The 21,288-nt window shown below is 38.0% G+C and carries 21 protein-coding genes and 2 pseudogenes; 5 read left to right on the forward strand and 18 right to left on the reverse strand.

Annotated elements, in window-relative coordinates; genetic code table 11:
- Positions 1–14 precede the first annotated feature (14 nt).
- From MKY17_RS22630 to MKY17_RS22655, 6 genes are all read right to left on the reverse strand, one after another.
- Positions 15–752, reverse strand: a complete 738-nt coding sequence (locus tag MKY17_RS22630) for a PepSY domain-containing protein (RefSeq protein WP_179890994.1) — start codon at positions 750–752, stop codon at positions 15–17.
- 80 nt (positions 753–832) lie between these two features.
- Positions 833–2,176 carry an ATP-binding protein gene (locus tag MKY17_RS22635; RefSeq protein WP_098370163.1) on the reverse strand — a complete coding sequence of 448 codons (1,344 nt, stop codon included), beginning with the start codon at positions 2,174–2,176 and terminating at the stop codon, positions 833–835.
- Positions 2,173–2,874 carry a response regulator transcription factor gene (locus tag MKY17_RS22640; RefSeq protein ID WP_098370164.1) on the reverse strand — a complete coding sequence of 234 codons (702 nt, stop codon included), beginning with the start codon at positions 2,872–2,874 and terminating at the stop codon, positions 2,173–2,175. The genes MKY17_RS22635 and MKY17_RS22640 overlap by 4 nt, the downstream gene beginning before the upstream one ends.
- 356 nt (positions 2,875–3,230) lie before the next feature.
- Positions 3,231–5,846: a phosphoenolpyruvate synthase gene (ppsA, locus tag MKY17_RS22645; protein ID WP_339200789.1), complete on the reverse strand. Its 2,616-nt coding sequence runs from the start codon at positions 5,844–5,846 to the stop codon at positions 3,231–3,233.
- 468 nt (positions 5,847–6,314) lie between these two features.
- Positions 6,315–6,812 carry an SRPBCC domain-containing protein gene (locus MKY17_RS22650; protein ID WP_098370167.1) on the reverse strand — a complete coding sequence of 166 codons (498 nt, stop codon included), beginning with the start codon at positions 6,810–6,812 and terminating at the stop codon, positions 6,315–6,317.
- Positions 6,813–6,825: 13 nt separating this feature from the next.
- Positions 6,826–6,990: a hypothetical protein gene (locus tag MKY17_RS22655; RefSeq protein ID WP_339200790.1), complete on the reverse strand. Its 165-nt coding sequence runs from the start codon at positions 6,988–6,990 to the stop codon at positions 6,826–6,828.
- Between the two features lie 216 nt (positions 6,991–7,206).
- On the opposite strand from MKY17_RS22655, the gene MKY17_RS22660 reads away from it, so the two are divergent.
- A complete protein-coding gene (locus MKY17_RS22660) occupies positions 7,207–7,611 on the forward strand; it encodes a VOC family protein (protein ID WP_339200791.1) in 405 nt (134 codons plus the stop codon).
- A 177-nt stretch (positions 7,612–7,788) separates the two neighbouring features.
- Here MKY17_RS22660 and MKY17_RS22665 read toward each other — a convergent pair whose 3' ends face one another.
- Positions 7,789–8,076 carry a hypothetical protein gene (locus MKY17_RS22665; protein ID WP_098370169.1) on the reverse strand — a complete coding sequence of 96 codons (288 nt, stop codon included), beginning with the start codon at positions 8,074–8,076 and terminating at the stop codon, positions 7,789–7,791.
- Between the two features lie 85 nt (positions 8,077–8,161).
- Between MKY17_RS22665 and MKY17_RS22670 the strand changes: the two genes are divergently transcribed.
- Entirely contained in the window at positions 8,162–8,356 is a 195-nt protein-coding gene (locus MKY17_RS22670) for a hypothetical protein (protein ID WP_098370170.1), read from the forward strand.
- On the opposite strand, the gene MKY17_RS22675 is transcribed toward MKY17_RS22670, so the two are convergent.
- The 3 genes from MKY17_RS22675 to MKY17_RS22685 are packed head-to-tail and all read right to left on the reverse strand — an operon-like array spanning position 8,334 to position 10,543.
- Positions 8,334–9,053, reverse strand: coding sequence for an alanyl-tRNA editing protein (locus tag MKY17_RS22675; RefSeq protein WP_339200792.1), 720 nt, complete (start codon positions 9,051–9,053; stop codon positions 8,334–8,336). The genes MKY17_RS22670 and MKY17_RS22675 overlap by 23 nt on opposite strands.
- Positions 9,022–10,098 (reverse strand): aminotransferase class V-fold PLP-dependent enzyme, encoded by a 1,077-nt coding sequence (locus MKY17_RS22680; RefSeq protein WP_339200793.1) that lies wholly within the window; start codon positions 10,096–10,098, stop codon positions 9,022–9,024. Before MKY17_RS22680 ends, MKY17_RS22675 begins: the two co-directional genes overlap by 32 nt.
- A 1-nt stretch (position 10,099) precedes the next feature.
- Positions 10,100–10,543: a MarR family transcriptional regulator gene (locus MKY17_RS22685; RefSeq protein ID WP_098370173.1), complete on the reverse strand. Its 444-nt coding sequence runs from the start codon at positions 10,541–10,543 to the stop codon at positions 10,100–10,102.
- Positions 10,544–10,917: 374 nt separating this feature from the next.
- On the opposite strand from MKY17_RS22685, the gene MKY17_RS22690 reads away from it, so the two are divergent.
- A complete protein-coding gene (locus tag MKY17_RS22690; RefSeq protein ID WP_098370174.1) occupies positions 10,918–11,133 on the forward strand; it encodes a hypothetical protein in 216 nt (71 codons plus the stop codon).
- 688 nt (positions 11,134–11,821) lie between these two features.
- Here MKY17_RS22690 and MKY17_RS22695 read toward each other — a convergent pair.
- Positions 11,822–12,397 (reverse strand): isochorismatase family cysteine hydrolase, encoded by a 576-nt coding sequence (locus MKY17_RS22695; RefSeq protein ID WP_339200794.1) that lies wholly within the window; start codon positions 12,395–12,397, stop codon positions 11,822–11,824.
- 200 nt (positions 12,398–12,597) lie between these two features.
- On the opposite strand from MKY17_RS22695, the gene MKY17_RS22700 reads away from it, so the two are divergent.
- Positions 12,598–13,206 (forward strand): TetR/AcrR family transcriptional regulator, encoded by a 609-nt coding sequence (locus MKY17_RS22700; protein ID WP_339200795.1) that lies wholly within the window; start codon positions 12,598–12,600, stop codon positions 13,204–13,206.
- 468 nt (positions 13,207–13,674) lie between these two features.
- Here the strand turns inward: MKY17_RS22700 and MKY17_RS22705 are convergent, their stop codons facing one another.
- Both MKY17_RS22705 and MKY17_RS22710 read right to left on the reverse strand, forming a co-directional pair.
- On the reverse strand, positions 13,675–14,208 hold the full coding sequence (locus MKY17_RS22705; protein ID WP_098370177.1) for a DinB family protein: 534 nt from the start codon (positions 14,206–14,208) through the stop codon (positions 13,675–13,677).
- Positions 14,209–14,486: 278 nt separating this feature from the next.
- Positions 14,487–14,762, reverse strand: coding sequence for a hypothetical protein (locus tag MKY17_RS22710; protein ID WP_339200797.1), 276 nt, complete (start codon positions 14,760–14,762; stop codon positions 14,487–14,489).
- A 299-nt stretch (positions 14,763–15,061) separates the two neighbouring features.
- Between MKY17_RS22710 and MKY17_RS22715 the strand changes: the two genes are divergently transcribed.
- Positions 15,062–15,703 (forward strand): GTP pyrophosphokinase, encoded by a 642-nt coding sequence (locus MKY17_RS22715; RefSeq protein ID WP_098370179.1) that lies wholly within the window; start codon positions 15,062–15,064, stop codon positions 15,701–15,703.
- A 76-nt stretch (positions 15,704–15,779) separates the two neighbouring features.
- Here the strand turns inward: MKY17_RS22715 and MKY17_RS22720 are convergent.
- The 5 genes and pseudogenes from MKY17_RS22720 to MKY17_RS22740 all read right to left on the reverse strand — a co-directional run.
- Positions 15,780–15,908: pseudogene (locus tag MKY17_RS22720) on the reverse strand (recombinase family protein); the annotation flags it as partial.
- Between the two features lie 432 nt (positions 15,909–16,340).
- A complete protein-coding gene (locus tag MKY17_RS22725) occupies positions 16,341–16,886 on the reverse strand; it encodes a hypothetical protein (RefSeq protein WP_144548844.1) in 546 nt (181 codons plus the stop codon).
- A gap of 326 nt (positions 16,887–17,212) precedes the next feature.
- Complete coding sequence (locus MKY17_RS22730) at positions 17,213–18,046, reverse strand: D-alanyl-D-alanine carboxypeptidase family protein (protein ID WP_339202441.1); 834 nt, start codon at positions 18,044–18,046, stop codon at positions 17,213–17,215.
- 9 nt (positions 18,047–18,055) lie between these two features.
- Positions 18,056–18,577, reverse strand: a pseudogene (locus MKY17_RS22735) (SH3 domain-containing protein); the annotation flags it as partial.
- A gap of 403 nt (positions 18,578–18,980) precedes the next feature.
- The gene (locus MKY17_RS22740; RefSeq protein WP_098372092.1) at positions 18,981–21,239 is read right to left on the reverse strand and encodes a PBP1A family penicillin-binding protein; all 2,259 of its coding nucleotides are present in this window, start codon (positions 21,237–21,239) and stop codon (positions 18,981–18,983) included.
- Positions 21,240–21,288: the final 49 nt, after the last annotated feature.

The raw sequence follows: 21,288 nt of genomic DNA on the forward strand, positions 1-21,288 counted from the left end.
AATAAACCCTTTAATTAGTTTTCAGGGCCATCATTATCATTCTCTTCATCATCTTCCCATGTGATTGTTTTTACTTCTTTTGTGTAGCCGTCCACTTGGACGACCGCGTCTCGATCATCCTCTAATTCAACTTCGATCAAATAATAAGGTGTCTGATCTGGGGGCTGATAAAATTCTGTATCGTCACCTGTTCCTTTTACATGTTTTTCCGCAATTGCAATTGCTTCCTTTTCTGTAATGATACTATCTGCCACCATTGTCGAGTCAATAATAGCTCCAGTATATGGGTCGAGTATTAATGTGATTTTTTCGTCATTCTTATTTACCACTGCTTTATAAAAGGAATTGTCTTTCTCCTGCACAAAATCAATTTGTTCCAGATCACCTTGCGAGGAAATACGGGCCTTTATTTCTTTTTGGGTAAGTTGCTTTTGGGGTATGCTTTCCGTCGTTTCTTCAGCTGAATGAACTATGGTTTCTTTTTTTAGTGAACGAACTTCACCGCTTTTCGCATCCATCCTAATTTGATACACTCCGGTTTCAAGCTGCATTTCAATCTGATATTCTTCACCTTCACTTTTCGTTGTCTTTATAATGGTTCCAGGATATTTATCCTTTGCCGTCTGGTTCACTTCTTCTTTCGTCAAGCTTTCCGCGGATAATGATGGAGCCCACCATTGAAATCCGACGAATAATAGCAGACCGAAAACGAGAGTTGAACCAGCTGTTATCAGCATTTTTCTACTCTTCATCGTAACCCCCATCCAACGTCATTCTAACTTTATTAATCTTGATAAAATGAGACTATATAAGAATTCACTATTTAAGAGACTTAATTAAATAAAAGAGTGACGATCGTTCCCCTGCCTTCGAGACTATCCATTTCAATCCGTACATCAATTGCATCAGCAATTTCCTTTGCCATGGAAAGCCCCAATCCTGATCCGCCTTGCTTTCGGCTTCTCGCTTTATCTACACGATAAAAGCGATCGAACACTTTTGGCAATTCAGCCTTTGGAATTCCATCCCCTCTGTCTTCGATGCGGATATATGCTTCATCACTTGTTTGTCCTATGTAGACTGCGATATGCTCGTCACTATACTTTCTTGCATTGTCTAAAAAAATGAACAAAAGCTGTTTTAACTTTTGAATGTCCGTTACTGCTTCAATTGCATCGCCACTATAAATCTCCACTGTTCGATTGTACGCATTTTTATACACTTTCGCTAACTCTGCAATGATGTCGTTCAGAATGATGGTTTCCTTCTCTATATTCCATTTTTCCTGATGCTTTGCTAGCAGGAGCATTTCCTCTGTCATCTCTCTCATTCTTATGGCTTCAGAATGGATGGCCTCTATTGATTCAGCAAACAAATCAGGACGCTCCAACCCTTTTCTCTTCAAAAGACTTGCATAGCTTTCGATGACTGTTAGCGGTGTTTTTAATTCATGTGAAGCATTCGATACGAATTGCTCCTGTTTTTCGAAGTTAGCTTGCAGCAAATCGATCATGTGATTAAAGGTTTTCCCCATTTCCACAAGTTCATCTTTTGATTTTTCCTCTAGGCTAAGTCGCTTAAATTGGCCGCTTGTTTGAATCTCCTTCATCGTATCAATCATCGATCGAATCGGACGGGCGATGAAGTTACTAAGAATGGTGCTTGATATCAGAACAGGTATCATGGCAATGACCGTTACAGCGATTAATACGATGCGCAGAACAGCGAGCATTTCCTCAGTAGCTGTAATGCTTTTGGTGATTTGTAGATTAACTACACTTCCATCGCCCCAAACGATCGGGTTTGAAACGAATACATACTTTTTCTGATGATAAGTGATGATCGCGCTCTTCTCACCCGGATAAAAGCTACTATCCCGATTGCTTAATTGTTTTTCAGAATTGGATGTAACGACTGTTCCTTTTCGTTGACCTTCGTTTACAATACCGATCATGCCATCTATAGGCAGATAGGCCCGAAGTAAATCATTTGGTGAAATATCATTAACATTTTTACTAACATCAAAGGAAATTTTCTTTGTCTCCGCTTTCGCACGATTAAGTTCATTCACCATCATCAGATTACTGAATACAAAATAAATGGAAACATTCATTAAAAGGAGCAGGAAAATGAATAACACCGCTGTATATAAATTTATTTTCTTCCGAAGTCTCATTTTGCATCCTTCATGACGTAACCAACGCCTCTTACAGTATGGATAAGCGGCGTATCAAAGCCAAATTCGAGCTTTTTGCGAACATATCGGATATACACATCCACAACGTTTGTTTCTCCATAGAAATCATACCCCCAAACCGCTTCCAGAATTTGATCCCGGTTTAGCACTTGACGCTTATTCTTCAGTAAATAAAGAAGTAAATCATACTCTTTCGGCGTTAGGGCAATTTGACTTTCACCTCTAATGACTTCGCGTGTTTTGACATTCACCTTTAAATCAGCGGTATTGAGCCATCCATCGTCCTCATCTTCTATTGAAGGTACAGCAGTCCGCATTCTTAAAACCGCACGAATTCGGGCTAGCAATTCCTCAATTTGGAAAGGTTTAGTAATGTAGTCATTCGCACCGAGATCAAGACCGGAAACTTTATCTTCAACCGAGCCTTTTGCAGTTAACAGGATGACTGGAGTGGAATTGTTTTTCATACGAATTTTCCGAAGCAGCTCGATCCCGCTTATGCCTGGAAGCATCACATCCAATAAGATCAAATCCCATTTTCCTGATCGATACGCTTTAAGGGCTTCATTTCCGTCCATTGCCTTTCCGATTTGGTAGCCTTCGATTTCAAGCTCCAATTCAAGCAGTCTTAAGATTTTTTCTTCGTCTTCCACGATTAGTATTGATTCTTCACTCATTTGTAAGGCCTCCTCTGCGGGGGTTGTTTGTGTGGGACTGTCCCTATTTATGTATTCTGTCAAACAAAGATACTACAGTTAGAATACTAATAAAATAGGGTATTATAACGGGTTAATAGGGCCTAATACTAGAGGCTATCGTGAGTACATGGAAACGATTTTTTTTCGGAATGGTTCCCATCCAATAGATACGAACATGCTGAAATAGCATCACTTGAATAGAAAACTGCGAATTTACGACGTTATTAAAATCCAAATATAAAAAAGCCCAATTTCCCGGTGTTACAGGCGGGAAATTGGGCTTTGGTTACTACGTGAAAGCGAATGGTCTTTATTTATGATTTAAATGTAATGAATTATATTATTTCGATATACCCTTCTGTTCCATGCACGCGAATTCGTTGCCCGTCTCTTATTATCTTGGTGGCATTTTCCACCCCGACAACCGCCGGTAAGCCATATTCACGTGCGATAACTGCTCCATGGGTCATCAGTCCACCAACCTCGGCAACTAAACCTTTTATGGAAACAAACAATGGTGTCCAGCTAGGGTCGGTAAAGGGGGTGACCAATATATCTCCCTCTTCTAGATCAGCATCTTCCATGTTTAAGATGACACGCGCACGTCCCTCAATAACTCCGGAAGAAACAGGTAGACCTACAATAGCTTCGGCTGGGAGATTTTCTCGTTTATACTCACCTACAATGATTTCACCATCAGACGTGATAACACGTGGAGGAGTTAGTTTTTCATATAATTTGTACTCGTCTTTTCGTTTGCTGATGATCTGATAATCCAATTTATTTGTGCGGACGACTTCGTGAAGTTCTTCAAAAGTGAGATAGTATATATCTTCTTTTTCACGAATGACTTTGGCTTGCACGAGCTGTTCGGCTTCTTTCATCAAAGCCTGCTTATAAACGAAGTAACGATTAACCATGCCGTATTTTGGATATTCCCGATAACCGATGAAATTCCGGATTAGGCTGATCATTCGTTTTGTTTCTTTGGCTTTTTGTTCACCATCCGGTAATTGCTTCAATCGATCTAATAACTCTTGTTCTTTTTTCAAAGCTTCCTGTCGCCCTTGCTCAAATTTCCGATCGCTGGCATTAGGCTCAAAGTTTTTGATATTACTGAGAATCATAGGGATGAGGGTAGTTGGTTTTTCGCTCCAACGAGTTTTAGTAATATCGATTTCTCCGGTACATCGCATTCCGTATTTGCGGAGATAATCATAGATAGCGTCTTGGGTTTCCTGTCCACCATCAAACTTAACCAGTTCATCCAAAAAGTTATCATCATTTACATGTTGTAAATAATCAATTACTTCTGGATAAGGCCGAATCACATCTGCGAGCTCCAATAGCGCCAGACCCATTTCCGAAGTAATATTGTTTGGTACAGATTGAGAAAGGGTGTCGGCTGCGTTTTTTTCACCTAACCACTCGTTCATATTTTCATTGATCCATGATGAGGCATCTATAGCAGCCATAAACACAGCTGAACTTTGTGGGTCAAATAAAATCTTCTTTAATATCTGGATATCTTCCAGAATAAAATCAAATAAATCCGATCCTAATTTCGTTTGGATGTTTTGTTTTAACTCTTCTATCGATGTTTGACTACTCTTAATCAAATCAGAAACGATGGTCGGGTCGTTTTCGATTTGTGCCCTAGAATCCGCAGAAGACACACTTTTATTGCTTTTACCGGAACTCTGTTCTTGCTTATCATTTGGTAAAGATTTTATGAAATCTCCTCGCTCTATTATGGTAATGAGTGCGTCTTTCATGAGCGGATCGTGTTGTCCCATGGCATCTAATAACATTTTTCTGCTGTCAGGTGAAGCCAGCCTATGTGTAACATCAACAAACAACCTTCCACCAGCTTTAAATCTAGGTCCAAATGATGTTAACTGGAATATCGACATTCCCAATGGTTTTATGGGGTCAGTCATCATTTGTTGATGACCAACAGATACATAAACGTGATTTTCTTTATCATTTGCTTCTGGGATGGGGTATAAAGTAGTGATCGGCCGACTCTGGACAATATAAAATGTATCATCAGCCAAACACCATTCGATATCTTGTGGGCAACCAAAATAAGCTTCGATCTGTCTTCCTGTACGTGCTAGTTGTAAAATTTGTTGTTCAGTAAGTGTTTGAGTCTTTTGCTGATCGGGATCGATCCGCTGGGTCTCTGTTCCGCCTTCTTTTAGTCCATAGATAGCCAATTTTTTGGTTGCTATCATCTTATCAACGATTTCCTCTTCCTTTACTTTATAACAATCGGGAGATACCAAGCCAGAGACCAGTGCTTCTCCAAGTCCAAAACTGGCATCGATCGATAGCAGCTTTCGGTTAGAAGTAATCGGATCAGCTGTAAATAAAATCCCTGAAGCCTGTGGGAAAACCATCCTTTGAACGATAACGGATAAATAAACTTGTCTGTGGTCAAATCCATTTTGCATACGGTAGATTACCGCGCGATCCGTAAATAGGGAAGCCCAGCATTTGCTGATGTGCTGCATGATCGCTTCTTTGCCGATGATATTTAAATAGGTGTCTTGTTGACCGGCAAAAGAGGCATGTGGTAAATCCTCAGCTGTCGCACTGGAACGCACTGCATAAGCATGTTCATCGCCAAACCGGGAGAGATAGTGAGCAACTGCTTTCACAACATCGGAAGGAATTTCTACTTCCATAATGATTTGTCGAATCTTCCTGCTGATTTCACCAATTTGATCTCGATCCTCTACTTTTAGCAGAGATAGTTGATCCACCAATGCGTAGAAGGCTTCGTTTTGTTCGAGGGCTTTTTGATAACCTTCTGTCGTAACACAAAATCCTTCTGGCACTTGTATTCCATGAATCTTCGATAGTTCCCCTAAATTCGACCCTTTTCCTCCGGCGAGCAAAAGTTGCGTTTTATCGATCTCCCGAAACTCTAGTACATATGGTTTCATTTCTTTCCCTCCCATTTATCGCTCAATACCAAGACGAATTCTATGACAAAAATTGTTCATCTGATCAACCAATTGCGCGGTTCGCTCGTTCTTGCTCCTGGCGAAGTTCCATGTTCATCAAACACTCCTTTAAAAAAATAAAATTAGGGGTTGACTGAAAAGGATTTTATGAAGTATAATTAAAATAGGGATGATTTATATAAAAATCCTTTTACAATGTATAACTATATAAATTTACCACAGTTTTTCTTTTTTATCAATGATTAAAGGAAGAAAAATTCCACAAGACAATTGACTGCAAAAAATGCAATTTAAAATGATAATGAATTCCAATATTAAAAAGCCCAATTTCTATATTAAGAAATCGGGCTTTTTTCGTTACCCCATTAAAGTGCCCTTTAATAAGAACAATGAGAACACTGCTATTAACAGTGTTCTCATTGTTTTTTTGTTCTTCATCGATCTATATCAGTTTTCAGAAATATTCGAGAGGTAATCAGCGAGTTGAACGAAGGTTCCTGAAAAGCCCGCCTGTACCATTTCCTGCGACTCCTCGTAAGTTTTCATTTCCTCCTCAGTCGGTGATACAGGTGTCCCAATCATCGTAAGTACTGCTTTACCTTCATGCTCGGTGAATGTAAAAGTATTGAGAATTTCCAATGGCCAGCTGTCGTTAAAAGGAGCACGTACGATGTTACCCTTTTCATCAGAAAAGAAAGAGGTGTAAACAAGTTTCTCTGGAGCATTTACTTCTTGATAAACGAATTTGACCCACATTACATTACCGTCAGGAGATGTCTGGCTGTAATGTAAGACACCATCCTCACGAAGCTCAAACTTGGAAATATTAAAAGCCCATCCTTTTGGGCCCCACCAGTTCTGCAGATGTTCTGATTCGGTAAATGCCTTAAATACAAGCTCACGAGTAGCGTTGAAACTTCGGGTAATTTCAGTTTTTGTAAACATTTTATTCCTCCGATTATTGTGTTTTATTTTGTAGCTCCTTCAGATAAAGTTCCAAGCTGTCGAGTTTTTCTTCCCATATTTCACGATACTGTTCCAACCAAATGTTTAATGCCTTAAAGGGTTCTAAACGAAGCTTATAAATTCGACGACCAAGAGCACTTAATAATGTAGTATTCATCTTTACACCACGTTTTATTAGAATTATATTCCTTCACGTGGAGAATAAAAAAATGATATTTTTGTACATAATGATACATGTTTAAGTTTTTAATAAAAAAAGAATGATTTAGAAGTTTTTACTCGAAAACAGAACTTATGTTCGTATATACTGATAAGACAATCTTGGTAGCAGTTATCACTAAGGAATCCAATCTTAATTCAAAGGAGAATGAAAATGATTAAACCTTATTTAATGTTTAATAGAGAATGCGAAGAGGCTTTCAAACTTTATATTGAGGCTTTTGGCGGGGAACTTATTGCGATGCAAAAATATAGTGAGCTCCCTTCAAGTCCAGACTTTCCTGTTGAAGAGAGTGATAAAGAACTTGTTCTACACTCACAAATAAGAATAACAGAAGATGGATTTATTATGGGTTCTGATTCAAAACGCGAATTGAATGATAGTGACAAAGTGGTTGTAAGTGTGGAGCTTAACTCGGAGGAAAAAGCCAGAAAGGCATGGAACATTTTAAAAGAAGATGGATCTATACATATGGATCTTCATGAAACATTCTTTGCGAAACTTCACGGTTCGTTGAAGGATAAATTCGGTATTTCATGGATGTTTACTGTCAATTAAAACGATACTTGAATCCAAGGCCAAAAGACGACCGGTTATTTGACTGGTTGTTTTTTATTATTCGATTTAAAAAGTTCCTCAACAATCTGGCCCAATTGTTGAACAATCTGTCTTTAGCCCCATAAAAAAAGAGCTGCCGATGCAACTCCTTTATTGAAGTAAGGCCTGTTAATTCTCTCAATACAAAAAAAATAGTGTGAACCATACAAACGCAACACCAAAATCTAATAACAGCCAACTCTTATTTTCCTTTTTTAAGAGTCTTTCGAATGCGTCTATTATTGAACCAATTCCTAATAAGATTAATAAATATTTTATGAAATTAAAATTAAACTCATTTATTAACCCTAATATTAAATTCAAGCCCATTAATATTATCATTAAATATCTAATCAGAGTAAATGGTCTTGTACTCTCACTTTTTTCAAAAAACAATCCCATTACATCTTTCAACTTATTTGACATTAAATTTCCCCCATAAAACTACAATCAAAATTTAATAAACTATACCATAAGCAAACTGGTCTTCTTCAACATAGCTGACCTTTTGGTGCATAAGAAAAAGAGCTGCAGATCAGCTCCTGGTAATGAAGTAAAGCACCCGTTAATTGGATTACAATTGGCAGCTGCAGCTTGGGATAAAAATATTGATCTATTTGATGCTGCCGTTTATGGAACTATTCCCGTATATTCCTCATTGATAAAAGAAGGGATAGCAGAACTTAATCCAATAGTTGAATTTTAATCCTTTTTTTCGTGGGACCTTTTTGTTGAATTTTCATAATGGAAAAGTCTTTAATTTCATTTGTGTTGTTGACGTGAGTTCCGCCACATGCTTGCTCATCAATATCATTTATTTGAACGATTCGAATTTCGTTAAGAGAAGCTGGAAGTAAATTAATGACCGTTTTAATAACCCCTTCCTTTTGCTCTGCCTCAGTCCTGCTAATTGTTTTCGTGTAAACATTATGGGGGTGTGCCAGTACCTTCTTTATCGATTGTTCTAATTGTTCAAATGGTATTTCTCCCATTATTTCAGGAGAAAAAGACAGCTCTAATCTCGCATGTTCTTTTTCAATTTGACTGCTTGTAGCTAAAGCATTGTAATGTTGATATAAATAACCTGAAATGACATGCAATAATGTGTGATACTGCATATTCTGAAACCGCCAAGACCAGTCAATCTCCATTTCTACCGTTTGATTAATATCCTGTAATGGGCGTTCTAGTTCATGAATGATTTCACCATCTATTTTTTTTACTGTTAATATATTATAAGTTTCATCACCTTGTTTAATAACCCCTCGGTCACAAGGCTGCCCACCGCCACCTGGATAAAAAATGGTTTGCTCGAACACGACAAACCGGTCTTGTATCGAAACAATATTTGCCGAACATTCTTTTAGATAACTATTGTCTGAATATAACTCTATCGTGGCCATTTTTTTCTCCTTTTGTTGCCTTGATATCCTCTACCAGCATTTCAACATGTTCTTTTTTCGTAGCCCAACTGGTACAAAATCTCACAGCACTGTGTGTAGCATCGACCTTTTCCCAGAAGGAGAATGAATACTTTTTGCCTAATTCCAAAATTACATCTTCAGGCAAAATGGGAAACTGCTGATTTGATGTGGAATCATATCGTAATGAAAATCCATTTTCAACAAATGCTTCTCGAATCATCATTGACATTTCCACGGCATGATTAGAAATTTCATAGTATAAGCCATCTTCAAATAAGGTTTCAAACTGGATCCCCAATAGTCTCCCTTTAGCCAGTAATCCTCCCTTTTGCTTGATAAAATACCGGAAATCCTTTTTCAGGGCATCATTCATGATGACTGCCGCTTCACCAAACATTGCACCAACTTTCGTTCCCCCTATATAGAACACATCACATAGCCTTGCAACATCTGCCAAGGTTAAATCGCTGTCTTTTGAAGCCAAACCATACCCTAATCTAGCTCCATCCAATACCAATGGCAAACCACATTCCCGGCAAACTTTACTTAATGCTTCCAATTCGGCTTTACTATAAGTCGTTCCATTTTCCGTAGGGTTAGAAATGTAAACCAAGCCTGGCTGTACCATATGCTCATAAGTAACATCATTCCAGTGAGCATCATATAATTCTTTCACCTGTTCAGCTTGAATTTTTCCATCATCACTCGGCAAAGTAAGTATTTTATGACCAGTGGCTTCAATTGCTCCTGTTTCATGTACCGCGATATGCCCGGTAATTGCAGCAACTGCACCTTGGTGTGGCCGTAAAATTGAAGCGATGATAGTTGTATTCGTTTGTGTTCCCCCTACTAAAAAGTGTATATCTGCATTCGCCGCATCACACTCTTTTCGAATGTAAGCTCTCGCCTTTTCACAGTGTTCATCCACTCCATATCCGGGTGTTTGTTCTTCATTGGTTTCTATTAATCGTTTCAGAATTCGCTCATGAGCACCTTCTGTATAATCATTTTCAAAACGTATCATCCTATATTCTCCCCAAACTATCTAATTTTTTCTGAATGAACATCATAGAAGCATGGATTTCTTTTATTTCATTTTGTGATAATCCTTGGAATAACCTCACTATTTGTTCATCAGATCTTTCATTAAGCTGGTTAAAAAGAGTCATCCCTTCAGGGGTCAACCGAATCAGACTAGTTCTGTTATCCAAGGTCGAGTTTTCCTTCATGACCAGTCCATCTTTACTCAGCTTGTTAATTATTCTGCTCATATAGCTGCGGTCGATTTCCAGCTTATCAACTAAATTGTTTGCTATACACTGCTCCATCAAACCGATTTCTAAAATTACCCGTGCCTCAGTGAAAGAATACCCGGTATCCAAAATATGCTTATCCAATACACCAAGTATATTCGTATAAAATCTATTGAATTGCCGTATATCAGCCATGGTATTTTTACTTATATTCATTCTTTACTTCCTTTTTTAGTGGACTTAATCCACTAATACAATATTGTAATTAGTGGACTTTGTCAACTTTTTTCGTAAATCTTTGAAGAATCAATCGATACACTAGTTTAACCAATTTCAAAAAATTCACTTTTAGCTTGAAACTGATTTAGTTTTTTTAGGGTGATTTTTTCTCCTCAAGGAAGTTACAATACTTCAATTAGGAATAATTGTAAAATTCCTCACTTAAACTAACCTCCCTCTATTGTTGAAAAAGGGAATCCTTTGATTCATAACTTTAATCTATAAAATTAGAGATTATCGAACACGGGATGAGTTAAGGTGCATAATATAGGATAGTGATATTTAACTATATTTTGAAAGGAAGTAATATTGTGTATCCTTCTTACACTAACCCACACCATCTCAAACAAGAAACACTGTCACAGGTTGGACCATGGGTACAGTATGGTTTAAACGAAGCTCAAAAAACATCCATCCCTCATGCGATGATGGAAATTGCAGCTATTGCCTATCTGATGGGTAAAGGATATGATCCAAGGATGGCGCATCAAATAGTTGAATCATGGGAAGTTAATGAAATGTTTTAACTGCTGTAGCTTTGAAATAAAGATTAATCAATATGTCCTCTTTAACCCACATATTAGCGTAAATAAAAAAATCCATTTTGAAAAATGATTGATCAAAATGGATTTTCTTGTGATTGAGTATACAGTTTTTATAAAATATTTTGATTATTTTTAGTGAGTCTTAAAGAATAGCTCCCGATTGTTGAAGATCGAAAATATAAGAATCGACTAATGAAAACATGGCTTATTAGATAGAAATGCAAAACTGCTTATTATAGCCCATAAGGGCTCACCGTACCATTTCGGTAAAATTGTACGTTAAGCATAATGTCGAAAGCTAAAAAGCCGGATTCCTGTACACTAAGGAAAGCCAGCTTTCATATACCATATTCGTTAACTATCGTACTCCGTTAGTTCAATCTCTCGGACCCATCACTTCTTCTCGCCGTCAAGCTTCTTGATAAGACGAATGCAGGACGATTCCGCTTCCTATATAGCTTAATTAAACAAACTTACTATATTTGGGTGCCTTTTGCAGTTCGGCTGGGTTCTGAGAACGCAATCCACAAGTTCTATTGCAAGAAGTGCGTCCTAAATAATAACTCGTTCTCACACTTCTGAATACTGGTCCCAAATTTCAGTCCATAGGTAAATTCGCCCTTCAGATGCTAGGAGCCGTTGGTGAGTTGGGGCGCAACACGATTGTGAGTTAGTTGGATAAAGAAGCCACCCACGCATCGACAGGTATCACCTCGGCCTGATGGGGGAACACCTTCTCGGTTAGAACACGATGAACCTCGGGATCGGCATCGATACAGGCGTCGGAAAGAACCGTAAGGGCAAAGTCTTTATCTGCTGCTTCCCGTAAAGTCGATAGAACGACCCCGCTTGTGGCGATACCGCTGAGAATCAGCGTGTCGATCTGGCGGGACCGAAGGATCACCTCAAGGTCACTTCCGGCGAACGCGCTCACTCGAAGCTTGGTCACGATCGGCTCGTCCGGCCGAGGCTGCACGGATTCATGAATTTGCATCGTCACTTCCGGAGCCGCCGCTGTTCCGGCCCTACCGGCAATACCCGCGAACATTTTGTTTCTAGAACTAATCTCGGGATAACCTGCGCGAAATGCGACACGTACGAAAATAACGGGAATAGCGTGACTGCGTGCGGCTTCAATTGCCTTTTGGAACGGAAGCAGTGTCTTTTCGCTGTCTACGAACCGCGACACGACGCTGTTTTGCATATCCATGACCAACAGCGCGCTTTTGCTTGATGAATTTTGCATGTGTTTTTATACTCCTTTTCAACGAGTTGTATTTACGGCGTTCGAGTTGAAACATTTCGGGGGACACACTTGAATCGATCGCGAATCACCTCACCGTCATAAACGGAGAACACTCTCCGTTTATGATTATACGGAGAACGCTCTCCGTTTGTCAATAAATCGCAAGTGATGTAATATTTATAAAGAGGTGTTATCCCAAGATGTCTAAAAATAAAATTTCAGCTGGAGACGGTGACACCACCGATTCCGTCGTCGCCACGACTCCCGAGAAGGCATTGCGTGCAGATGCCAAAAGAAATCGGGATAAGCTGCTCAATGTCGCCCATAGGGTTTTTATGACCGAAGGCATCTCCGTCTCGATGGATGAAATCGCCCGACGTGCCGGTGTGGGCGTGGGTACCGTCTATCGGCATTTCCCGACCAAGGAAGATTTGTTTGGGGCCGTTATTGTCAGCCACAAGACGCGTCTTATCGAAGAAGCAAATCAATTGCTTTACCACGACGACCCGGGCGAAGCATTCTTTCATTATTTTGCAAGAATCATACGCGAGGGGATTGCAAACAAGGCGATCACCGATGCCCTTGTTAGCAGTCTGAATATAGACGCTGGACGTTCGGAGGTTGCGAGGGATTTTTGGCGAGGGATTGACAATCTTCTCGCCCGTGCCCAACAAAGCGGCTCTGTTCGGGCTGATGCTCGCATTGAGGATATCAAAGTCCTTCTTATCGGCATCTTGCAGGCAACCGGGGACGACGGGACTTTTCCGGACCGCATCGTTTCGATCCTATGCGACGGTCTTCGCGGGTAATCAAAAATAAACGCTTGCGACTCCCGAGACCGCAAGCGTTTAAGGCCCAAATTTCGCCCTACTTGTGATACGGTTCCCCACAATTGATTTTGAACTCACCTGCCCCGTTAGTTGCATAAAGAAAAAGCTGCCTTAAAGACAGCTCCGATCCGATCTTCAGCTAACGCACCCGTTAGTTCTATAAGAGGTAGCGTCAGGAAAATGCGTATTTATAACGTTAAAGAAATTTCGATATTAAAAAGCCCAATTTCTCAGCATTAAAATTGAGAAATTGGGCTTTTTTCGTTACTCCATTAAAGCGCCCTTTAACGGAACAATTCTATTCGTCATTCAACAGTTTCATAATCAACCTTCGTTGTAAACTGCTTATTAGTATAACTTGAATGGCACCCTCTCAGCTCTTTAAACTCCCTCAACTGGGCTCCTGCTGATTATTCCGACGTTCAATAACTGCTTCAACAATAAAGATTACTTACTTACTTTTAAAAGAAACTGATCGATACGTTCTTTTTGCCGTAAGTGGTGCCGGAAATGCATTTCGATTAGCTGAAAATATTCCTCTGCATTTAAATATCCCATTCTCCGGTGCTGAACTTTCTGGCTGGCCGGAATTTCAGAGAGCTTTCTCTCTATCTCTTGCATTTTCTCAATGATTTGAAGCAGTCCTTCCTTTACTTCTTCTTTTCCTGTAGGATTTGGCGGTGTGAAATCTGGTGTATCCGGACCTTTTAACCTGATTGGAGGAAACGTTCCTTCTTTGAAAATCGATTCGCCTATTTCTGTTTTTTCACCGTCATCGGAAGTAGTGCTATTAACACATTGCTTAATGGCTTTCAAATGAAGCTGAAGGGTGCCCTTTATTAAATGATTGTACATTTGTCCTAATGACCATTCTTCCTCAGAAGGCTTCCTTGTAAACTCATCTAGCGAATATTTACTTAACTCTTCAATATAGTATGTAGCCACCTGTTCGAATCGCTTCAATATCTCTTTTGTATCCAATAGATCTCCCACTTTCTTTATAATTTTCTTTCTCCTTAATGTTGAGTAGTACGTCCCAATGCTAAACTAAATAACATCTTCTGACATTAACTTCGACTTACTTACAAATAATCCCTTCTCTTTTATTCAAGAATATGGTCAATTGCTGAACAAAGGTCAAACAGCACTCTTCAACTATCCTGCCCCGTTAGTTCCATAAGAAAAAGAGCTGCCAAAGCAACTCTCTTATTGAAGTAAAGCACCTGTTATTGAAGAAAAGTCATCGTATTATCTAAAACTTAAACACCAAATATCACTGTTCCTAAAATCATATATACAAAAGGAAAAAATAATAAGACCGAATTTACAATGATAGCACCAATCGTCAAAACATCCTTTTGGATTTTATGTGCTTTTGAAGCGAAGAAAAGTCCAAAAAGACAAAATACTAAAGGAAAAAATATAGGCAACCCTTCTATCTTTTCAAGTGTAACAATATCAAACAGAAAATTCACAATGAAAATTAGAGGTACAAAGAATAACGAATAAGAAACAATAATAAATGTCTTTTGCATAATAAGCCCCTTTGAAAAAGTATGTTCCTTAAATGCTAACATAAAACAAGTTATATTTGGGTCAATTTCCCATTATTTTATGCAACTAAACTGCCCCGTTAATTCCATAAAGAAAAAACTGCCTTAAAGACATTCCAGATCTTAAGCTAACGCACCCGATAGTTTAAGTACATTTCTTCACAATCTTATTCACTCTGTTGATAAATAATCAGTAAAACAACTTTCACAAATATGGAAAGTTGCTTTTTTTTAGGGTATCTTGGTTATGATAACAGAATAATAACAGGAGGGCTGTGGACATGCTGAAAAAAAAGATGAAAATCGAGGTTATTCAAAAAGTATTAGACAATTGGAGGGGGTTCTTTTTACCTTACCAAATGGCATTACATGAATTAGAAAGTGATTTCAAGGTTATTGACTTAGAATGGAAAACACAACATGGCTATTCTCCTATTGAACATATGAAAACACGTATGAAAAAATTAAGTTCTTTGGTGGAGAAAATACAAAGAAAAGAAATTCCTTTAACACAAGAAGCGGTGAGGAATGAAATAAGAGATATTTTGGGAGTTAGAATTGTCACAAGTTTTATTGATGACGTATATATGTTGAAGGAGCATATCGAGCAACGTGAAGACATTCGAATGATACGCGTAAAGGATTATATTCAGGACCCGAAAATGAGCGGATATAAAAGTTTGCACCTGATTGTAGAAACCCAAGTCATCCTATCCAACGAAATAATATGGGTTCCTGCAGAAATACAAATTCGTACTTCCGCTATGGATTTTTGGGCATCCACCGAGCATAAACTAAACTATAAATATCAAGGCGAGACTATACCAGAGGATGCTCAAAAGCAGCTAATTGAGCTTGCCAAAGCTTCTTCCTTAATGGATAAAGAAATGTCAAGATTAAGAACAAAATTACTAGCCAATTAAGCAAACAATCGTGACACCTTTCTCATTTACAACCTTAAGTCAATCTGACAAATAAAAACACTTAGTCTTAGAATCTAAGGGTTTCATCCTTGTTCCGTCCAAAACGATCCCGTGAATGAATGTAAAGAACATCCCCTTTCCGGATCATTCGTTTTAACAATTGATATCGTTCTCGTTCAAAATTTTTCCCACTTTGTTTATCCATACTTTAACGGACGTTAAAAGTAGGTGATTTTATAAAAAAATGCGCCGTTCGCAAAAATGTACTTTTACGAACGATAGGAACAACGCTATACCTTCCATATCGGAAATTTTATACTCTAAGAGAATTCCAACCTAAAAAGTCGATCTCCTCTACGTGAACTGACCCCATAAAGTTAGACAGGTTATTTCGTTAGGCAGCCCGTTGGGCATGAGCTTGGTATTGTACCGGGCTCATACCTTTTAATTTACCTTTCTCATATGTCACAGTTTTTGTTTAAAAAGAGGGAGCAAGACAAAAAAAGTATGATTATATAAAGAATCATACTTTTAAAAGGCCACCAATTGGCGGCCTTCTTATGGCGCTAACGCACCCGTTAGTTTAAGTGTACTTATTCACAATAATAGCAACTACCTTTAGAAATGATATTTGTATTTATATTTTACCGATTATATTTCCAACATTATCTAAGAAGTCTATATTTATGTTAGAGAAGTTTTTTTGATTATTATTGTTCATCAATATCCAAATTCTAGTTTTATCATTGAGCATAACAATATCTGCATCTATTCCATTAACTTTTATGGTCTTCGTTTCAGTAACTATATCTTTTGGTATGACACCGTGTAAAAGAATATCTTCATTTAACTCATCAACAACACTTGAATATGAATAACCTCTATCTTCACCTTGAGAATAGTATGTTTGTTTCCAACCAAATTTCCCTTTTTCAAACTGTACTAATGAAACATTATTACCAACTTCAAATGGCACAAATGTATAATTACCAATTCGGTAAAATTCTTTATCGCCAATTTCATTTTGAGCAACTTCAGTCTTAAATTCGCTATTTATGAATTTTTCAAATGCTTCATCGACAGTTTTAGAACTTAGATTTACAGTTTCTATACTTGCAAATATTGCATATATAAAAATCATTGATATGACAAAAATTGAGATTGTTTTTGTACGTTTCCCCAAATTGTCTCTTCCCCCATTATTTTTTATTTTCACTATTAAATTTCTTGAATTAACTTATTGTTATTTTATCAGTTGTTCTTGTTAAACTAAACTGCCCCGATAGTTCCATAAGAAAAAGCTGCCTTAAAGACAGCTCCGATCTTCAGCTAACGCACCCGTTAGTTCTATAAGAAAAGCACATTATTTGTCTATCTCTTTTACATAATCAGTTCTAGGTAGTATACCTAAATATAAATAGCCTCATCAAGTTTTTGATGAGGCTATTTACTGCGTATAGTGTATTAAAGTTTTAGCACTAGAACCAATATATCTTTAGGAGCATTTCTTTAGTTTTGAACGGCTCTAGTATAATAATATTCTTCAAGAGTAATTCCTTGGCTCATAATAGTTTGAGCTATTGATTTGCCTACATATCGAAGATGCCATGGTTCATATTTATAACCAGTAACTGATTCTTTTCCTTTAGGGTATCGGATAATAAATCCATAATCATCTGCATGTGCCTGGAGCCATTTTGCTTCTTTAGTACCTCCAAAGCAATCCTGTGCCGCGCATTTACCATTTCCTCCTGTCACATCAATAGCAAGGCCTGTTTCATGCTCACTTGTTCCAGGTAATGCACTGTATGTGATTGCTTTGGCATAACCATCCCTTTTTACATAATAATCAAATAGAGCAACTTGTGTAGCATGTGATCTGTATGCAGATACACCGAGAAGACTTACTCCCTGCTTCTTGGATTCCGCAAATAATTTGCTAATGGCAGCAGCTGCTTCACTTCGCATTTTTCTTTTTTCTGTCTTTTCTTTAAAAGTAAACGGTATCGACGTATATACTAAGTCTTTTGGTACATAGTTTTCTGGTAGCTTATTTTTTTTATTGACTAGCACTGGAATACTTTCAGGCTTTGCAACAACCTGAATGGCGTCAGATGAAGGATTGGATACCTTTACATATTGACTACTAACATAACCTGTTTGACCGTTTAAGCTAACCTTTAGCCATCCATTCGCATTTTTTCCAGTAACCGTTAGCTTTGTGCCCTGTTTAACTGTTGCTATAATTTTATTAGCAGTAGATGGTCCTGTACGGACATTCAGATTAGCAGTTGCTGTATAGATTGCAGTTGCTGTACTAGAGCCAGATGAAGAGTTTGATATTTTTACATATTGGCTACTAACATAACCTGTTTGACCATTTAAGCTAACCTTTAGCCATCCATTCGCATCTTTTCCAGTAACCGTTAGCTTTGTGCCCTGTTTAACTGTTGCTATAATTTTATTAGCAGTAGATGGACCTGTACGGACATTCAGGTTAGCAGTTGCTGTATAGGTTACAGTTGCTGTACTAGAGCCAGATGAAGAGTTTGATATTTTTACATATTGGCTACTAACATAACCTGTTTGACCATTTAAGCTAACCTTTAGCCATCCACTCGCATCTTTTCCAATAACCGTTAACTTTGTGCCCTGTTTAACCGTTGCTATAATTTTATTAGCAGTAGATGGACCTGTACGGACATTCAGGTTAGCAGTTGCTGTATAAGTTACAGTTGCTGCATTGGCTACACTTGGTTCTAACCCCTTAATATTTGCATGCTTAAAACCGATTAAACCTGCACATAAAATAATGAAAGCGAAACCGGTAGTTAGCAATCTTTTGTTTAACGTTACTTTATTTAGTTTTGTCATATAGAACACCTCAGCTTTAAGATATATTTTAAAATAATAAATGTCACTGGTTTATTGTTCCAATTAGCAACAAGAATGTTGAAACAAAATCCGCAAAGATATTCTTTTACACTTTTAAAATAATAGATGGTCCTTAAGTTAACTAAATTGGTTAACTTTTTTTATTACGTTTCTCCCTGGATGAATTACAGGGCTAGTTTCGCAGTATTTGTCTTATGCTTAACATTAGATTATCTTTCCTTCTTCAACTATCCTGCCCCGTTAGTTGCATAAAGAAAGAGCTGCCATAAAGACAGCTCAGATCTTCAGCTAACGCACTCGTTAGTTTAAGTAGAAACCCTCACACTCTCTTATGTGTATCATAAAAAAGGATGGAACCAATGCGATTCCATCCTAAAAATCTTTATTGTTTGTGTTGCTTTTCCTCTTGTTGTTTATGCTTCTCTTCCTTTTGTTTGTGTTGCTTTTCCTCTTTTTGTTTATGCTTCTCTTCCTTTTGTTGTTTATGCTTCTCTTCCTTTTGTTTGTGTTGCTTTTCCTCTTGTTGTTTAGGCTTCTCTTCCTCTTGTTTATGTTTTTTACCCTCTTTATTTCCACCAATATCCAATGATTTTTCTTTATTATTTTTTGTAACTGGTGGAGCTTCTTCAGGATTTGCACCTTTAATGAACAGTTCATTATTCACCCGGTATACATCACTAGGCTGCTGGAAGCTACTTTGGTCTGTTCCAAACGCTTCCAGCATGGCCTTAAACATTTGGTGCGAGATTTTAGTTGAATTTCCATCCATATAATTACCTGGACCATTTTTAGTATATCCAGTCCAAACCGCCATAGTGTATTGCGGTGTATAACCAGCGAACCAACTATCATTTACCGCACCGGTTGGATATCCATATTGTGCTCTGGTTTTACTGTCAAAATTGGTTGTGCCAGTTTTTCCAGCCACATCTAGTCCAAGGACATTTGCTGTTTTTCCTGTACCAGATTTTACGACTGTCCGTAACATATCCGTCACCAAATAAGCTGTGTAATCATGCATAGCACGTTTTGGCTTTGGAGTTAAATTAACAACTCTGCCATCAGGATAGACAACTTTACGAACAAAATGTGGTGTATTGTATTCACCGTTATTTCCAAAAGCACTATATGCCCCTGCCAACTCTAATGGATTAACCGTATTACTTCCAATCGCATATGATTCGTACACCTTATTATTATTAAAAGTAATACCCAGATTTTCTGCAAAATTTTGTGCTTTATCCATCCCTACATCTTGAAGGGTAAGAAGTGCTGGAATATTGTATGACCATTGAAGTGCTGTTCTAATCGACATCATTCCGTGATATTGATGATCCCAGTTAGAAATAGACTGACCATTTGAGTAGGTTATCTCATGATCATTAATTTGGTGTGCTGTAGACCATTTTGAATTTTCAATAGCCGGACCATAATCAAAGACTGGCTTGAAAGTAGATCCTGGTTGACGTTTAATATCAACCGCAAAGTTGTTGCCTCGGAAGGAAGCTTTATATTGGTTTCGACCGCTTCCAATAGCTCGAACTTCTCCTGTTTTTGTATCTGAAAATACGAAGGCTCCTTGAAAATTGTCATTTGGATAAGAAATAATCGTATCGGTGTTCATTATTTTGTCCGCATAGGTCTGAGCTTTTGGATCTAGCGTCGTATAAATAGATAATCCATCCGAACTGATATCTACATTTTTCAGCTTTCTTTCAACTTCTTTTACAACAGCGTCCAAAAACGCCTCGTACGGCATTCCTTGCTGTTTCGTTTTTGGAACAAGTCCTGCTGTAACTGAAACCTTCTTTGCATCCTCCAATTGCTTTTTCGTAATATACCCTTGTTTATACATAGCTTCTAAAACAATATTACGACGATTTGTTGCAGCTTTCACATGTTCGGGTTCAGTGGGATCGTAATTACTTGGACTCTGTGGGAGCCCCGCCAACATAGCGGCCTCCGGAAGCGTTAATTTATTTAGATGATCGGCATCGATTCCGTAGTAATTTTTGGCGGCAGCTGCTACACCATATGTCCCGTCTCCAAGGTATATCTTATTTAAATACATCATTAAGATTTGATGTTTGGAATACTTTTGCTCAAGCTGATAGGCCAAGCTCCATTCCTGTACCTTCCGCTTTATTGTTTTCTGAGGTGACAAAAAGGAGTTTTTAATGACCTGCTGTGTAATGGTACTTCCGCCTTGAGATCCGAAATCCCCTTTTAGGTTCTTGGAGATTGCTCTCGCAGTTCCTTTTATATCAATGCCATTGTGTTCATAAAAATGTGCATCCTCCGTGGCAATGAAAGCATGTTCCAACATTTTTGGAACTTGAGAATACTCAATTTTTGTCCGCTTTTCTTTACCATATTCGTAAAGGAAATTCCCGTTTTTATCGTATAATTTGGTAGAAAGCGGATCGACTAGTTTTGAAGCATCTATTTTAGGTGCATCCTTAATCATTGCTGCAACCGTAACTGCCCCTATTCCAATTGAAACAACACCTAACAGTAAAAACCAAAGTAAAACTTTATTCAAGAAAGACCTTCTTTTAGGGGAATTTTTATCTTTTTTTTGATCTTGTTTTGTTTTTTCCACTTGTTTTCGTTCCTGACGAGAACGATACGTTTCTGACATTAATCTTCTCTCCCATATTCAAGTTATTCAACAAAATTGAAGAAAACTA

It is taken from the genome of Peribacillus sp. FSL P2-0133, assembly GCF_037975445.1.
Taxonomy (GTDB): Bacteria; Bacillota; Bacilli; order Bacillales; family DSM-1321; genus Peribacillus; species Peribacillus simplex_E.

Coding starts and splice junctions, on each gene's coding strand:
- MKY17_RS22715 (WP_098370179.1), top strand. CDS start 15,062: ATGCTGAAAAAAAAGATGAAAATCGAGGTTATTCAAAAAGTATTAGAC.
- MKY17_RS22695 (WP_339200794.1), bottom strand. CDS start 12,397: ATGCAAAATTCATCAAGCAAAAGCGCGCTGTTGGTCATGGATATGCAA.
- MKY17_RS22665 (WP_098370169.1), bottom strand. CDS start 8,076: ATGTCAAATAAGTTGAAAGATGTAATGGGATTGTTTTTTGAAAAAAGT.
- MKY17_RS22710 (WP_339200797.1), bottom strand. CDS start 14,762: ATGCAAAAGACATTTATTATTGTTTCTTATTCGTTATTCTTTGTACCT.
- MKY17_RS22650 (WP_098370167.1), bottom strand. CDS start 6,812: ATGTTTACAAAAACTGAAATTACCCGAAGTTTCAACGCTACTCGTGAG.
- MKY17_RS22640 (WP_098370164.1), bottom strand. CDS start 2,874: ATGAGTGAAGAATCAATACTAATCGTGGAAGACGAAGAAAAAATCTTA.
- MKY17_RS22685 (WP_098370173.1), bottom strand. CDS start 10,543: ATGAATATAAGTAAAAATACCATGGCTGATATACGGCAATTCAATAGA.
- MKY17_RS22630 (WP_179890994.1), bottom strand. CDS start 752: ATGAAGAGTAGAAAAATGCTGATAACAGCTGGTTCAACTCTCGTTTTC.
- MKY17_RS22700 (WP_339200795.1), top strand. CDS start 12,598: ATGTCTAAAAATAAAATTTCAGCTGGAGACGGTGACACCACCGATTCC.
- MKY17_RS22660 (WP_339200791.1), top strand. CDS start 7,207: ATGATTAAACCTTATTTAATGTTTAATAGAGAATGCGAAGAGGCTTTC.
- MKY17_RS22680 (WP_339200793.1), bottom strand. CDS start 10,098: ATGATACGTTTTGAAAATGATTATACAGAAGGTGCTCATGAGCGAATT.
- MKY17_RS22740 (WP_098372092.1), bottom strand. CDS start 21,239: ATGTCAGAAACGTATCGTTCTCGTCAGGAACGAAAACAAGTGGAAAAA.
- MKY17_RS22655 (WP_339200790.1), bottom strand. CDS start 6,990: ATGAATACTACATTATTAAGTGCTCTTGGTCGTCGAATTTATAAGCTT.
- ppsA (WP_339200789.1), bottom strand. CDS start 5,846: ATGAAACCATATGTACTAGAGTTTCGGGAGATCGATAAAACGCAACTT.
- MKY17_RS22635 (WP_098370163.1), bottom strand. CDS start 2,176: ATGAGACTTCGGAAGAAAATAAATTTATATACAGCGGTGTTATTCATT.
- MKY17_RS22675 (WP_339200792.1), bottom strand. CDS start 9,053: ATGGCCACGATAGAGTTATATTCAGACAATAGTTATCTAAAAGAATGT.